The organism is Pseudomonas sp. DTU12.3, assembly GCF_004124275.1.
In the GTDB taxonomy this organism is placed as follows: domain Bacteria; phylum Pseudomonadota; class Gammaproteobacteria; order Pseudomonadales; family Pseudomonadaceae; genus Aquipseudomonas; species Aquipseudomonas helmanticensis.
The window spans coordinates 2,600,091-2,614,059 of record NZ_CP027218.1 but is presented as its reverse complement, the minus strand read 5'-3'; the positions used below and the strand labels follow the sequence as shown (position 1 = coordinate 2,614,059).

General features: G+C 60.7%; 12 protein-coding genes. 5 read left to right on the top strand and 7 right to left on the bottom strand.

Going from position 1 to position 13,969, the window contains the following annotated elements; all coding sequences use genetic code 11:
* Window positions 1–68 precede the first annotated feature (68 nt).
* The 3 genes from C2E19_RS11935 to C2E19_RS11925 all read left to right on the top strand — a co-directional run bounded on the left by C2E19_RS11935 (window position 69) and on the right by C2E19_RS11925 (window position 3,388).
* On the top strand, window positions 69–407 hold the full coding sequence (locus C2E19_RS11935) for a DUF6124 family protein (protein ID WP_129392105.1): 339 nt from the start codon (window positions 69–71) through the stop codon (window positions 405–407).
* A gap of 478 nt (window positions 408–885) precedes the next feature.
* Complete coding sequence (locus tag C2E19_RS11930; protein WP_129392102.1) at window positions 886–2,037, top strand: M14-type cytosolic carboxypeptidase; 1,152 nt, start codon at window positions 886–888, stop codon at window positions 2,035–2,037.
* A gap of 151 nt (window positions 2,038–2,188) precedes the next feature.
* Window positions 2,189–3,388, top strand: a complete 1,200-nt coding sequence (locus C2E19_RS11925) for an MFS transporter (protein WP_129392099.1) — start codon at window positions 2,189–2,191, stop codon at window positions 3,386–3,388.
* Here the strand turns inward: C2E19_RS11925 and C2E19_RS11920 are convergent.
* The 5 genes from C2E19_RS11920 to C2E19_RS11900 form a co-directional block, all read right to left on the bottom strand.
* A complete protein-coding gene (locus C2E19_RS11920) occupies window positions 3,385–3,930 on the bottom strand; it encodes a cytochrome b (RefSeq protein ID WP_129392096.1) in 546 nt (181 codons plus the stop codon). The genes C2E19_RS11925 and C2E19_RS11920 overlap by 4 nt on opposite strands.
* Window positions 3,927–5,033 carry a catalase family peroxidase gene (locus C2E19_RS11915; RefSeq protein ID WP_129392094.1) on the bottom strand — a complete coding sequence of 369 codons (1,107 nt, stop codon included), beginning with the start codon at window positions 5,031–5,033 and terminating at the stop codon, window positions 3,927–3,929. The genes C2E19_RS11920 and C2E19_RS11915 overlap by 4 nt, the downstream gene beginning before the upstream one ends.
* Before the next feature lie 120 nt (window positions 5,034–5,153).
* Window positions 5,154–5,918 carry an enoyl-CoA hydratase-related protein gene (locus tag C2E19_RS11910; RefSeq protein WP_129392091.1) on the bottom strand — a complete coding sequence of 255 codons (765 nt, stop codon included), beginning with the start codon at window positions 5,916–5,918 and terminating at the stop codon, window positions 5,154–5,156.
* Window positions 5,919–5,970: 52 nt separating this feature from the next.
* Window positions 5,971–7,305, bottom strand: a complete 1,335-nt coding sequence (locus C2E19_RS11905; protein ID WP_129392088.1) for a hypothetical protein — start codon at window positions 7,303–7,305, stop codon at window positions 5,971–5,973.
* Window positions 7,302–8,894: an amino acid adenylation domain-containing protein gene (locus C2E19_RS11900; protein WP_129392085.1), complete on the bottom strand. Its 1,593-nt coding sequence runs from the start codon at window positions 8,892–8,894 to the stop codon at window positions 7,302–7,304. Before C2E19_RS11900 ends, C2E19_RS11905 begins: the two co-directional genes overlap by 4 nt.
* A 282-nt stretch (window positions 8,895–9,176) precedes the next feature.
* Between C2E19_RS11900 and C2E19_RS11895 the strand changes: the two genes are divergently transcribed.
* A complete protein-coding gene (locus C2E19_RS11895; RefSeq protein ID WP_129392082.1) occupies window positions 9,177–9,683 on the top strand; it encodes a sigma-70 family RNA polymerase sigma factor in 507 nt (168 codons plus the stop codon).
* A complete protein-coding gene (locus tag C2E19_RS11890) occupies window positions 9,680–10,435 on the top strand; it encodes an anti-sigma factor (RefSeq protein WP_129392079.1) in 756 nt (251 codons plus the stop codon). Before C2E19_RS11895 ends, C2E19_RS11890 begins: the two co-directional genes overlap by 4 nt.
* Before the next feature lie 131 nt (window positions 10,436–10,566).
* On the opposite strand, the gene C2E19_RS11885 is transcribed toward C2E19_RS11890, so the two are convergent.
* Together C2E19_RS11885 and C2E19_RS11880 are read right to left on the bottom strand one after the other, a co-directional pair.
* Window positions 10,567–11,499 (bottom strand): spore coat protein U domain-containing protein, encoded by a 933-nt coding sequence (locus C2E19_RS11885; RefSeq protein ID WP_372238477.1) that lies wholly within the window; start codon window positions 11,497–11,499, stop codon window positions 10,567–10,569.
* A 35-nt stretch (window positions 11,500–11,534) separates the two neighbouring features.
* Window positions 11,535–13,892: a fimbria/pilus outer membrane usher protein gene (locus C2E19_RS11880; RefSeq protein WP_129392072.1), complete on the bottom strand. Its 2,358-nt coding sequence runs from the start codon at window positions 13,890–13,892 to the stop codon at window positions 11,535–11,537.
* Window positions 13,893–13,969 lie beyond the last annotated feature (77 nt).

Genomic DNA, 13,969 nt, shown 5'->3' with positions numbered 1-13,969 from the left:
GTCACAACTACGCATCGTACTATGCTGCAAGCACGGATTTTCAATCAAACAAGGAGTGACCTCTCATCATGGATATCACCAGCAAAGACTTGCCCGACCTGCAAATGGACACCACATTCACCTCGCCCCAGGGTAATGCCGCTGCCCAGCGAGCACTGGACTATTACTTGAAACCAGCTGTGTCAGAACCTGAGGTTGATGAGCGTTTCTTCGACGTCAATCGTCATGTCAGCGGCGAAGAAGCCCTGGTGCACGCGTCGGATCTGTTGCGCTGCGCAGCCGCCACCGCCTGCAAAGCCGCCGAAAACCTGCAGGGCGCAAGTCGCGATCTGGCATTTTCGGTGGTGCATATGGTGGATATGGCGCGGGCGATGGTCGATCATTCGATCGACGGCGAAGAAATCTGAGGAACAACAATCAGGGCGGACGGGAAAGAATTTTCCCATCGCGCAGATAAAAACATTTGACTTGCAAATGATAATGATTATTATTGCAAGCAGCTGGTCGCGAGATCAGTCGATGGACCAGAGACCTTAGGTCGGTCTTCTGGACTATCTCCTCATCAGGCTAATCACGGTTTTTGACCCGGCTTTTTGCCGGGTCTTTTTTTGCCCGTTTTTCGGGCTTATGGCTTCAGGCTAATGAAGTCTTTAGGTGCTGCAAATTCGATGGCGCGGATAATATCAAAAGAATATCGGTTGGCAAGCCGAGCCCGGCCACATTGGGGCAAACTAATGACAAATAGCACTTGAGAATCAATCGCACAGTCACTAAGCTGCATCCGCGTCATGGAGGACGCCCCCCGCCACAACCCCGCAATTCCCCTCGGTTTCAGCCCAATCTTGTGTAAAGTATCGGCCATAACAATCCTGATCAGGAACCGATATGACCGTGGCTAAATCTTCGTTCGACATCAGCGCCAATTTCGACAGCGGCAACATCCAAGTCATTGATATCAGCAACCCGCTCAGCCCGGTTCTGGCCATTCGCCCGGACACGCGCAGCGCCCATTTCCAGTGGTTCCACTTCAAGGCCAGCGGCTTGCATGTCGGCCAGGAACACTGGTTTCGCCTGAACAATGCCAGTCAGTCCTCCTACAACAAAGCCTGGACCGGTTATCAAGCCGTGGCCTCCTACGATCACGTCAACTGGTTCCGTGTACCGACGATTTTCGAAGGCGACTGCCTGCGTTTTAGCCTCGAAGCCGCGCAGACCCACGCCTGGTTTGCCTACTTCGAACCCTACAGTCGTGGTCGCCATGACTGGCTGATCGAGCAGGCGCTGAGCAAGGCCGGCACCGAACTGCTGGCCACCGGTAAAAGCGTCGAGGGCCGCGACATTCAGCTGCTGCGCAAAGGCAGCGGTGCCGAAGGTCAGCGTAAGGTCTGGATCATCGCCCAACAGCATCCGGGCGAGCACATGGCCGAATGGTTCATGGAAGGCGTGATCGAGCGTCTGGAAAAACACGACGACCCGGTACTCAACAAGCTCCTGGCCAGTGCCGATCTGTATCTGGTGCCGAACATGAACCCGGACGGCGCTTTCCATGGTCACCTGCGCACCAATGCGATGGGCCAGGACTTGAACCGCGCCTGGCAGAGCGCCAGTCAGGAAGTCAGCCCTGAGGTACTTTTCGTACAGCAGCAAATGGAAAAGTACGGCGTCGATCTGTTCCTCGACGTACACGGCGACGAAGAAATCCCCCACGTCTTCACTGCCGGTTGCGAAGGCAATCCGGGGTACACGCCGCGTCTGGAGAAACTCGAAGAGCATTTCCGCAGCCACTTGAAACACACCACCAAAGACTTCCAGACCAAGTACGGCTACACCCGCGACGAACCGGGTCAGGCCAACATGACCCTGGCCTGCAACAGCGTTGGCCAGAAGTACGACTGCCTGGCGCTGACCCTGGAAATGCCGTTCAAGGATCACGACGACCATCCTGATAAAGAAACCGGCTGGTCAGGCAAACGCTCGAAACAATTGGGCAAGGACGTGCTGACCACCATCGCTGACATGGTCGATACCCTGCGCTGATCCCCTCCTCCCGCCACACCAAAAGATCGCAGCTTGTCTGCGATCTTTTGCTTTGTGCAATTCAGGGGCCCGTGCAATCAGGTTGCAAATTTAAACCACAACCCGTACCGTCAATCTGGTTTTATTTTAAAACCTAAAAAGGACGCCGGGCATGCAACATCAATCGTTAAACAGCAGCGTGGTGCTGCTCTTCGCAGTGGCGTGTGGCCTGGCGGTGGGCAACGTCTATTACGCGCAGCCTCTGCTGGACGCCATGGCCGAGGCTTTTGCGATGTCGCCGGCCGGTATCGGCATCGTCATCACCTTGACGCAGGTGGGTTACGGCATTGGTTTGGTGCTGCTGGTGCCGCTCGGGGATCTGCTTAACCGGCGCCGACTGATCGTTACGCAAAGCCTGCTCTCGGTCGTGGCGTTGCTGATGATCGCCTGGGCACCGAACAGCGCCTGGCTGCTGCTGGGCATGACACTGACCGGCTTGCTCGCCGTGGTGACGCAAGTGCTGGTGGCTTATGCGGCAACGCTGGCCGACCCGGCGCAACGCGGTCGGGTGGTCGGCGTGGTGACCAGCGGGATCGTCGTCGGCATCTTGCTGGCACGCACGGCCGCCGGAGCAATGGCTGATGTGGCCGGTTGGCAGGCGATCTACTTGCTCTCGGCCGGGCTGACTTTGCTGATGGCATTGCTGCTGTTCAGCGTATTGCCCAAGGATGAACAACCGCAGCCAGCCACCACTTATGTAGCGTTGATCGCCTCGGTATTCAGCCTGTTCAGGCAGGAAGCGCTGCTGCGCCAACGCGCGATACTTGCTCTGCTGACATTCGCCAGCGCCATGGTGCTGTGGACGCCCATGGTGTTGCCGCTGGCCGCCCCACCGCTGTCACTTTCGCACAGCGAAATCGGTCTGTTCGGCCTCGCGGGTGCCGCCGGCGCACTGGCCGCCGCGCGTGCCGGACATCTCGCCGATCGCGGGCTTGGTCAGTGGGTCAGCGGGCTTTCGCTGTTGCTGATGCTCGCGTCGTGGCTGCCCATCGCGCTGACCCAATCCTCGCTGTGGGCCTTGCTGCTTGGCGTGATCACTCTGGATCTGGGCCTGCAAGCCGTGCACGTCACCAGCCAAAGCATGATCTACAGCGTGCGCCCCGAGGCGCAAAGCCGCCTCACCGCCGGTTACATGCTGTTTTATTCGATCGGCAGCGCTGGCGGTTCAATTGCCTCGACCGCCATGTACGCCTGGGCGGGCTGGACCGGCGTGTGCCTGCTGGGTGCAGGCATCAACGCCGTCGCGCTGGGGTATTGGTGGCTGACACTGAAAAGTGGCGCACCTGCGCAATGCGCCAGCCCGTCGGGTTAGCGGCGATCGCGGCCGCGCAACATGCTGTCGAGCACCTCGTCACGGCGTACCCAGCCGTGAAACAACGCCGCCGCCAGATGCAGCAACACCGTCAGGAACAGCAGATACGCCAGATAGCCATGGGCCTTGCGCAGCAACGCAAACAGCTGCGCATCGGCCGGCACAAACGACGGCAACTGCAACGAGGCGCTGAGCATGACCGGCTCGCCCGAGGCACTGATCATTGCCCAGCCAAGCAGCGGCAACACCAGCATCAACGCATACAACAACAGGTGCGAAGCCTTGGCCGCCATCACCTGCCAGCCCGGCAGATCCGCCGGCAGCGGAGGCTGGCGAGTGGTCAAACGCACCAGCAGGCGCACGATCACCAGCGCCAGAATCGCAATGCCCAACGGTTTGTGTAGATGAATCAGCCATTCATGTCGCGACGAGACCGAGGTGACCATGCCCGCGCCGATAAACAGCATGGCGATAATCATCACAGCCATCAGCCAGTGCAGCAAACGCGCCAACAGGGCGAAATGAGTCGGTTGGGTTCTCATGGACGAGCCTCCTGTTTGGCGGCGGGCAACTGGCTGACTTCGCTGGTGCGACGCAGGTAGGAATCGGCGTAACCGGCAGAACGCGCGGCAAGCAATGGATCGTCCGTGCCTTGAATCCCCGAGGGCAGGACCAACGGATCGTAGTTGATGTCGCGGCACTCACCGCTGAGTTGCGGCTGGGTTTTCTCTAGCACCAGCGTGCCGGCGTTCAGCACTTTGCGCCCGGCGGGCCAGATTTTACTGGCATCGTTGACCGGGTCTTCGGGATTGGCCAGGGTGATGTTCAGCTGAAAGCGCAGCGGTGCCGCGGCGAGCTTTTGCACCAGATCCTTCTCGAGAAAATCGCCACCTTCAGGTGCGGTGGCGCCCGCTGCATCTTCAGCCAAGGGCGTCATGCTCCAGCGCACGGCCTGCTTTTTGCCGCTGGCGTCCACCAGATAAAACGCGTTGATGCTGTTGTAGGTTTCCGTGGCATAACTGGCCGACGGCTTGGCGGTCTTCACCCAAGTCAAAAACGGCACCGCTTCGGGGTGTGAAGCGAAGAACGCCGGCACTTTCGCTGGATCAGGTTTGCCCGTGGCCGGGTCCGGCGACTGCGCCTGCTGCAACTGATAAAACGCCTCGGGGGTGCCGACCGGGAACACCGGCATGCTGTTCATCCCGGTGCGCCATTGCTGCCCGTTGGCCTGGGTGAAACGCAGCGCCAGACTGCGAATCGGCACGGCGCTGTCCGGCGCATAAGGATTGCCCGCCGGCAACGCGAATCGCCCGACCACCGGGGTGCGCGGGTCGTTGAACACTTGCGCGGAAGAAAACACCCGCGCCTCGCCACTGCTCTCGAAATGGCCGATCACGCAGACGCCTTTGGCATGGTTACGACGAAACCCGGGATGCACGCCGTTGTTTTTCTCCAGCACATCGACCAGCGCTTTTGGCGTCAGACGTTGTGGGTCGAAGTTACCGTGCACGTAGGCAAATGCCCCGGCGACGGCAGCGACGACCACGGCAATGCCGCTCAGACGCAAAATCAGGCTCGCGGCGCTCAATGGCGGGCGCTGAGGCCCGCCGGGCGGTGAAGTGGGCGGTGAACTGCGATCAACCATGAAAGGCTCCAGGGCCATCGGCCGTAGGGAAAGGTGCTATGAGACGCGCGCCTCGTAGGATTATTCCCTTTGAACTGTAGTTTCTTTCAGGTCGATGCGTATGGCGCTGCTTCGAGCAGATTAAATCGACTGGAATCGCGGCTGACGTTTTTGCAAAAACGCCTGCATGCCCTCCTTTTGCCCCAGTGTTGCGAACAGGCCATGAAACACCCGACGTTCGAACAGGATGCCTTCGCGCAACCCCGGCTCCAGCGCACGGTCCACCGCCTCGCGGGCTGCGCGTGTCGCCGTGCGGGGAAAGCCGCCGATGCGCTGCGCTACCGCCAGCGCCTGCGCAAGCAAATCGTCGATGGCGGTCACCCGTGAAACCAATCCGGCCTGTTCGGCTTCGCGCGCGCTGATCGAGCGCCCGGTCAAAATCATGTCCATAGCCTTGGCGCGGCCGATCAATCGGGTCAAACGCTGGGTCCCACCCATCCCGGGAATCACCCCGAGGGTAATTTCCGGCAAGGCGAATCGCGCCGATTCGGCGGCGATAATCACGTCGCACATCAGCGCCAACTCGCAACCACCGCCAAAGGCAAACCCCGCCACGGCCGCCACTTTCGGTGTCCTGAACGCGGCAAACTCATCCCATCCGGCGAAGTAGTCTTGCTCGATCATCTCCAGGCAGGACATGGCGTACATCTCTTTGATATCGGCGCCCGCAGCAAAGTATTCGTGTGTACCGGTGATCAGGAAACAGCCTACACCCGGGTCGTTATCCAGCCCACGCAGGGTCTCCAGCAACTCCGTCATCATTTGCGTATTCAGCGCATTGCGCGCCTGTGGACGGTTAAGCCGGATCAGCGCGACGCGCCCCAGTCGTTCGATCAAAATGTGCATGTTGGTCTCGCTCCTTGGATAAAAAATCTGTGGGAAAAACGCTGACGCGGTGTCAGGAATCCCAGATGGCGCCGTAGGCCGGAATACCGCGAGCTTCCATTTCCTCAACCACCTGCTGCGTCAGCTTCTGGTTGGAAATGCAGATCACTGCTTCTGCGCCGAAAGACTGCACGGCGGCATATGCCAACTTGACCAGATCGGGTTTGCCCGACACGGCGGTGTCCCAGATCAGCGCGTCGGGTTGCGCCGCGAGAATTTCATCCACCAACGCATCGCTATAGGTGGCTCGCGGACTGCGGGTCGACCAGATCAGGCGAATCGGCACTTGCCCGGCCAACAGGTGGGGCAACACCGGGCCGATGCCGCTGCCGGTGGCGACGTACACCACCGATTTGAACAGCGTTTCAATGTGCGCCACGCCCGCAGTGGTGATGCCCTTGACCCAGACATGCGTCGGCGCCTGCTCGATGAATGCCCCTGTCCAGTCTCCCGCTCGGGAAATGATCAGTCGGAAACCGTCCTCTCCGGGTGTAGGAATATTGGCGAAGGAATGCCACTCCCATAGCGGACTGCGACTGATCGCTGTGGCAGAGCCGGCAAACGGTGTGTGGTGGGAGAAACGTGCGACCAGCGCATGCGAAGAAGGCCTGACGACGCTGATCGGTACTTTGCGCAAACGCAGCCACGGTGAGGCGATGCTCAGCGTCAGCAACAGCAGCATCCAGAACGACACCGATTGCAGCAGAACGTCGGTCAGCGCCAGGGCCGGATTCTGCTCTTGGGCAAACACCAGCGTCATCGCCCAGAACAGCACCAGCGCCGCCCAACCGGCGAAACGGTGAGTCCGTTCGAACGCGTTGTGAAAGCGCCCGCGTATGCCCGGTAACGCCATGAACGCAACCAGCAGCAATAAGCCGAACAAGCCGCCGCTCAAACCGATCAACGTCAGCGAAACTCCACCCGGCCCGGCGAAACGCTGCCAGATCATTGACCCGAGCAACGCCGCAAACCAGGCAATCGCCGCCATCGCGCCACCGCTGTGCAGGCCGCCGAAATGGTAGACCTTGGCCAACGTCCGGCGAATCGCCAGCGGCCAGGTGGTGGGCGCCCGGGTGGCCAGCCAGAACAGCAGATTGATCAGGTATTGCTGGCGAATCAAGATCGCCATCGACAGGTTCGCCACCACCAGCCCCGACAGGGTTGGCAAGGCCACGCCCGCAGTTGTCCACCACTCACCGACGTTCAAACCGTACATCAGCGCGGCAAGGTTAACGACGAATACCAACACCACCAGACGGTTGTAATGCGAACACACCGGCAGCGTTCCCAGACGCCGCCAAAGTGCCCGTTTGGGTGGCAACTGCAGATTCGAAACCGCCCCGCTCATGCTGTCACCGACTGTTCGGCACAAGCATCTTGCGCTTGATGCGCCACTGCCCACTCAAGCAACAAACGCTTGTCGACCTTGCCACGCGATGTCAACGGAATGGCCTCGACGGCAAGAATCAGTGACGGCACGCAGTAATAGGCAAGCCGCTCTGCACAGCGGCTGCGCGCGACATCGATATCCGTAGTTGGCGGATAGACGAATGCCACCAGATGGCGACTGTCGAGTTTGAGCGTCACCGCACGCTCACAGTTGGGGGTCGACTCCAGCGCAGCGGACACCGAGTCGAGTTCGACCCGAAAGCCTCTGACCTTGACCTGATCATCGACGCGGCCCAAGTGCTCAAGCTCACCGTCGGCCGTCCAGCGGGCGAGATCACGGGTGCGAAACATGGTGCGCCCGTGCCCGAGAAACGGATCAGGCTGATAACGCTCGGCAGTCAGCTCGGGATTGCCCAGGTACCCGGCCGTGACGCAATCGCCGCCGGCCCACATTTCGCCTGGCTCACCCGGCGCGCAGAGTTGCCCCGCCTCGTCCAGTACATAAACCGTGTTGTTGGGGGTCGGTTTGCCAATCGTCAATGGCCCGACGCCCCGATAGTGCTGCATGGTATTGACGATGGTGGTTTCGGTCGGCCCGCAGGCGTTGTAGAACGTGCAAAACGCCGACCAGCGATCCGCCAACGGTTGCGGACATGGCTCACCCGCCAGCGCGACCACTTTCAGCTGCGTGCAGCGAGCCGGATCAAGGGTGGCGAGAATCGACGGCGTCGCGATCAACACGTCACAGCGCTCGGCGGTCTGGGCAATGTCCTTGCCCCGGATCAACAGCGTCGCCCCGTGGGCCAAGCATCCCAACACTTCCCAGGCCGACATATCGAAGGCGATATTGAGGATCTGCCCGACCTTCAACCCTGGGCGCATGCCGAGGTTGCCGGGCGCGGTCAGGAGAATGTTGCAAACGTTGCGCTGCGTCACGCGCACACCGTTGGGCTGGCCAGTGGTGCCGGACGTGAACAGTACAAAACACACCGAATCAGGCGAGGACGCTGCGCTGCCAATATTCCGCTCATCGGCAGCGACACTGTCGGCGCTGATGAACGCGTCAAGGGCAATGCACTTTTGTGCCGTCGTCAGCGGCAACGCCGGCGCCAGTTTCGCCAGCGTCAGCACCACGCGCACGTTGGCCACCGCGAGGATATGCCGCAGCTGCGCCGCCGGGGTAACGCCCACATGCTGCGGAATATACGCCGCGCCGATTTTCAACACCGCCAGCATGCCCACCAGCATCGGAATCGAGCGTTCGACAAATAGCGCGACGTGATCGTCCGCCATCACGCCCTGCTCCAACAGGGTCGCGGCGAGGCGATTGGCCTGGCGGTTCAATTCGCGGTAGGTGATGGATCGGCCTTGATGCTCGGCGGCGATGGCGTGAGGCCGGGCAATCGCCTGCGCCTCGATGGCGCGGTGGATCAACGTCGCCTGTGGTTCGAGCAGCGGGCCGCACCCAAAACGCTGCCATGAATTCGATTCAACCGCGGCCTTCAAGGTGCTTGATGCACAACGGTTACTTCTCGCGAATGCTTGCATCGGACTTCCCTTCTCTCTCGACAATGATTCAGTCACGTCTGACCCGGTAGCCTGGGGTTACACCGGTTGCCAGACGTGTCTGTCAAAAGGGTTGAGGGGGGAAATCTGCTGCCATTACAGTGACTACAAAGCGCGGCGAACTATCCTACAAAGCGAGGTACAAAAACTTTCACTGCCGCGGATGGAATAATCGCCGCGCCGGAACGTCTTCCATGCCAACACCGCGTTTCAGGCCCCAAGGCATGTTCCATTTCATCAGCACTCCGGCATGAATACCTCGCCATGAACGAGCTAGACCAACAGCTACGTGAACTGATCCCGCGATTGCGCCGCTTTGCCGTGTCGTTGACGCGCAACAGCAGCAGCGCCGACGATCTGGTGCAGGCCTGTCTGGAGCGCGCCCTGTCGAGTTGGGGCGCAAAACGCGCCGACGGCGACTTGCGTGCCTGGCTATTTGCGATCCTCTACCGGCAGTTTCTCGATGCGCATCGGCGCTCGCGGCGCTATGCGCGGATGCTCGAATTTTTCACCGGTCGTGACGATGCCGAGCCTTCGGTAGAGCGCACCGTGATTGCCCAGTCGACCCTGCAGGCCTTCGACCGTTTGCCCACCGAACAGCGCGCCCTGCTGCTAATGGTTTCGGTGGAAGGCCTGACTTATAAAGAGGTCGCCGAGATTCTCGGCGCCCCGATCGGCACCGTGATGTCGCGCCTGTCCCGCGCCCGCCAGGCCTTGCGCCAACTCAGCGACGGCGAAATCAGCAGCCCTTCTTTGCGGATACTCAAATGATCAGCCTGCCTCCCAGCGAGCATGATTTGCATGCTTACGTCGACCACCAGCTCAGCGACGCCGATCGGCGTGTGCTGGAAACCTGGCTGGCCAGTCACCCGGAACAGGTGGCACAGCTGCGCGCCTGGCAACAGGATGCCCAGCAACTGCGCGCGGCGCTCGGCGGTGCCTTGCAGCAACCGGCCAATCCCGCGCTTGAGCCGGCACTGATCCGCCAGCGCCGTCAGCGCCAGGTACGTCGCCATCTGGCCAGTGCGGCAGTGTTGCTGATCGCGGTCAGCGTCGGCGGTTTCAGCGGTTGGCAGGCCCGCGAGATGACGCTTGTGCGCCCTTCCCTGTTACCGATGACCGACGCGTTGCAGGCTTATCGGCTGATCGCCCAGCAAGGGATGTTGCCGGCCGATTACAAGGTCGACAGTGACGGTGACATGCAGCGCTGGCTCGATCGTTATTTCACTCGAGCCACTCGTTTGCCGGATTTGAAAGCCGCCGGGTTCGAACCGGTCAGCGGACGCTTGCTCAGCACCGATGAAGGGCCGGCGGCGATGGTGATGTATGAGGATGGCAGCGGGCACAAGGTGAGCTTTTATGTTCGCCCACCGGGACCGAAAAACACCTTTTTGCCGCGCGGCACCCGCAGTGACGGCGATTTGCAAGCCGAGTACTGGTCGGGTGGCGGCTACAACTACGCAATGGTCAGCCCGACCGACTCGCCGGCGGCGCAACAGCTCAAGCATTCACTGCAATTCTGAACCGTCCCTGTAGGAGCTGCGGCACGCTGCGATCCTTTGATCTTGATCTTGAAAAACAGGATCAAAAGATCGCAGCCTCGTTGCACTCGACAGCTTCTACAGGGGATGAGACCGGTCAGGAGGAAGTCAGGTCAGAAACCGACGTCGAGCACCACATTGTCCAGGTATGTGCCGGCCGGTGGTGTGGTCTGGTCGGTATAGATTTTTGCGTTGTAGTTGAAGATCTGGCTGCCGGTGCCCAAACCGTTGCCGGGATTGACCTCGGCATCGGTACTCGCGCGCCGCGCCGCGCCGACGCTGCCCCAGCGCGTGGTGCCGGCGCTTTTGAAAATGTCGTAGGCGAGGTAATTGCTCCCGGAAATCATCCGCCGCCGCCCGCCGGCGCTCAGCGGATTCTGGCCATCACTCAAACCCACCGTGTAGGCACTGCCCTTGGTACAGGCCAGATTGATGGTCAGCCCGGTCACCGGGGTGAAGGCGCTGACCACCGGCGCGCTGCCGAAGGCAATGTTCGGCGCGGTAATCGTACAGTCGTTGGACACGGTCAGGTTCACCGTCAGCGTGGTGGTTGCGCTGTTGATATCGCGCCCTAGGCAGATGGCGCCGATGCCGATCCCCGAACAGTAATTCCAGTTCCAGAAAATGCTCAGGGTCTCGGTATACACCCCGGCGGCGACATTACTGCCGATGGTTGTGCCGAGGTAGAGCGGCACGGTTTTCGGCGTCGTGCCGTTGAGCAGGCCCAAGGCATCGATGATGCCGTTACGGGCAAAATCATAGGCGGTGCCGCGAGTCAGCGGGTAGCTGGTGCTGTTGTTGGCGTAGACCGTGTAACTGATGACATCGCCAGTCGGCCCGACCAGACCGCTTTGAGTCGAGGAAACCGTGCCCCAGAAATGGTCACCGCTGGTCAACAGTGACAACAGCGAACCGGTGCAACTCAACCCGCCATTCAGCGTCGAGCTGGGCTGCGAGACCGTGCGCACGGCAATCGAACTGAGCGTACCGAATGCTGCCGGAGTAGTGCTGACCACCGAACACAGCGCCTGCGCCGCCCCCGGCATCAGCAATGCCAGCCACAGGCAAAACCGTGCAACGCTCACTGACACACCAACGGCCCGATCAGCGGCACCTGGTTCTGGTTCATGTCGACACTGAATTGCGCCTGACAGGTTTTGCCGTCAGCCAACGTCACCTGCAAAGTGTTTTGCGCCTGAAGGTTTTCCAGATAGACCAGCCCGTCCCAACCGACCACCGTCCGCGTGCCACTCTCCTGATGCAGCACGCCAGCGCCCAGCGCCAGTTCGCGCTGCTGCGGATCGACCAGGATGATGCTCGCGGCAATCACCCGGCTCAGCGGGAATTCCAGCAGATAACCGCTGCCGCGCCGCACGGCGATGCGTTGTTCGACGTTGGGGCTGCGCACATTCGGCGGCAGATTAAGCGGATCGATTTCGTACTTGCCACGGTAGTAGGCGCTGCTCCACGGCACCAGCAGGTGACCGTTCTTGTCCGTCTGGCCGACCTGCTGGTTCTCGTAGCGCACCGGAATATCGGCAAAACCATCGGTACTGACCACCACAAACGCATCGTCGATTCGGTTGGCCGCGAACACTTGCCGATCCATCCACACCAGCGAACCACTGGCATCGGCCCAACGGGTTTCAGCGTCGGAAGTGCCGTAGACGCCAGCCTGCAATTGCACCGATTGCAGGCGCCAGGTCACGTCGGCCTGACGGTAATCGGCGCCATCACCCTTGGCGTAACCCAGATTGAAACCGACGCCGCCCTCGGTGGGCACCGCACGACTGTAATTGACCCGCTGCTGACTCTGGCCGGTCTTGCTGCGTTCGCTGCTGATCGCCAGGCTGCCGCGCAAGTCGAACGGAATCACCAGTTGCGCCTGCACCGCCCAATTGCTGTCGCCGATCTCGCGGTTGGCCGAGAGATAGAAACTGCTGTTGCGCCACAGCGGTTTGCTCCAGCTCAGATTGAGCAGTCGCGTGCGTGAATCGTCCGCCGCGCGCACATCGAAGTAGCCCGCACCGAGGCTGCCCCAACGATCGAGATTGAGGCTCAGGGTCGCTTGTTCGCTGCGGCGGCTGAGGCTGATGTAGGGAGTGTCGATCACGGTCAGGTCGGCGTACTGATCATGGCGTTGCAGGCGTTGGTAGGAAAAACTGAAACGCTGATTGCTGTACTGGTAGCCGAGGCTCAGTTGCTCACCGGCTTCGCCGTCGAAACGGCTCTGGCTGACCGCACTGTTGAGTACGCCGAAGTTACCCAGCCGCAGGTTGCCACCGAGGCCGCCGAGGGTCAGTGAATCCGAAGCTTCGGCATGGCTTTCGAGGGTAAAGCTGTCGCTGACGCCATAACGCAGGCTGCCGGAGGTGACGCCGGTGCCGTAACTGAAATCCTTCAGGCCGTAGTCGCGGCGCAACGTACCGGCAGCCACGGAAAAATCACTCAAGCCTTGTTGCAGCAGACTGCTGGTGACGTAGAACGGCACTGTGGTCGACACCTGTCGACCGAGTGCATCGGTGGTCACCACCACGGCTTCACCGGCACCGTTGATGAACGGAATGTTGGTCAGGGTGTAAGGGCCGGGCTGAAGATCGGCACTGCTGGACTTGTAGCCATTGATGAACAGATCCACTGATGACGGCACCGCCGCTTCACCGGCAAATTGCGGCAGCGGATAGGTCACCAGATCCGGGCGCACGGCAAAATCGCGCGAGAATTGCACACCACCCAGCCGCACCGAACTGCTCCACGGCAAGGCACCGCTGATCACGTCGCCGGCCTCGTAGGTGAGCATTCGCTCATCGTCCGAGTAGCGCCACGTGGTGTCGTAGCGCAAGTAGCCATTGTCGAGGGTGTTGAGCGAATCACCGGACAGCGTGCGCCGGTACTGCCCAGTGTTGGACAGCGTGCCCCAGCTATCGAACAGGCGCACCTCGTTCCATGCGGCGAGATACGTGCCGGCATCGTCGGTGTCGTTGAGGTAAAGGTCATAGTTGAACAGCGCGCCGAAACTGCTCAGCGCCGGAGTGCGAGGATAGGCTTCACGATTACCGACGAATTGTTCTGGCAACCAGTCTGGCGGGACATCCAGCAACAGGCGCTGGCCGACGCTGTCGTAATCGCTGTGCAGGCCCGGCAGGCTGTCGAGATCAACTTCCGCGCCGAGGTTGTCGGGCAGTTTCATGCCGGTTTCGCGCAACGCCGCAACCGGTATGAGCAGCTTCCCGCCACGCTGCTGCACCGCCACCACCCGTCCGGTATTCATCTGGTTGACCACCAGTTCGAGAAACAACTGAGCATCACTCACCGCCTCCATGCCACTGGGTGGCGGCGGCAGTTCGCCGGCCCCGGAGGGTTGAACGAACACCAGGCAACACGCGCCGGTGATGTGCCACAGCGGACGCTGAATACGGCGAGCCCATCCTCGGCTCATACACGTTTTACGTCCGTCAATGGACTGAATCCTCCTGATACTGCGGTGGCCTGATACGGCTATGTCTGGCTCTCAAT

Coding starts and splice junctions, on each gene's coding strand:
- C2E19_RS11900 (WP_129392085.1), bottom strand. CDS start 8,894: ATGCAAGCATTCGCGAGAAGTAACCGTTGTGCATCAAGCACCTTGAAG.
- C2E19_RS11935 (WP_129392105.1), top strand. CDS start 69: ATGGATATCACCAGCAAAGACTTGCCCGACCTGCAAATGGACACCACA.
- C2E19_RS11890 (WP_129392079.1), top strand. CDS start 9,680: ATGATCAGCCTGCCTCCCAGCGAGCATGATTTGCATGCTTACGTCGAC.
- C2E19_RS11915 (WP_129392094.1), bottom strand. CDS start 5,033: ATGGTTGATCGCAGTTCACCGCCCACTTCACCGCCCGGCGGGCCTCAG.
- C2E19_RS11925 (WP_129392099.1), top strand. CDS start 2,189: ATGCAACATCAATCGTTAAACAGCAGCGTGGTGCTGCTCTTCGCAGTG.
- C2E19_RS11920 (WP_129392096.1), bottom strand. CDS start 3,930: ATGAGAACCCAACCGACTCATTTCGCCCTGTTGGCGCGTTTGCTGCAC.
- C2E19_RS11910 (WP_129392091.1), bottom strand. CDS start 5,918: ATGCACATTTTGATCGAACGACTGGGGCGCGTCGCGCTGATCCGGCTT.
- C2E19_RS11885 (WP_372238477.1), bottom strand. CDS start 11,499: ATGCCGGGGGCGGCGCAGGCGCTGTGTTCGGTGGTCAGCACTACTCCG.
- C2E19_RS11895 (WP_129392082.1), top strand. CDS start 9,177: ATGAACGAGCTAGACCAACAGCTACGTGAACTGATCCCGCGATTGCGC.
- C2E19_RS11905 (WP_129392088.1), bottom strand. CDS start 7,305: ATGAGCGGGGCGGTTTCGAATCTGCAGTTGCCACCCAAACGGGCACTT.
- C2E19_RS11930 (WP_129392102.1), top strand. CDS start 886: ATGACCGTGGCTAAATCTTCGTTCGACATCAGCGCCAATTTCGACAGC.
- C2E19_RS11880 (WP_129392072.1), bottom strand. CDS start 13,892: ATGAGCCGAGGATGGGCTCGCCGTATTCAGCGTCCGCTGTGGCACATC.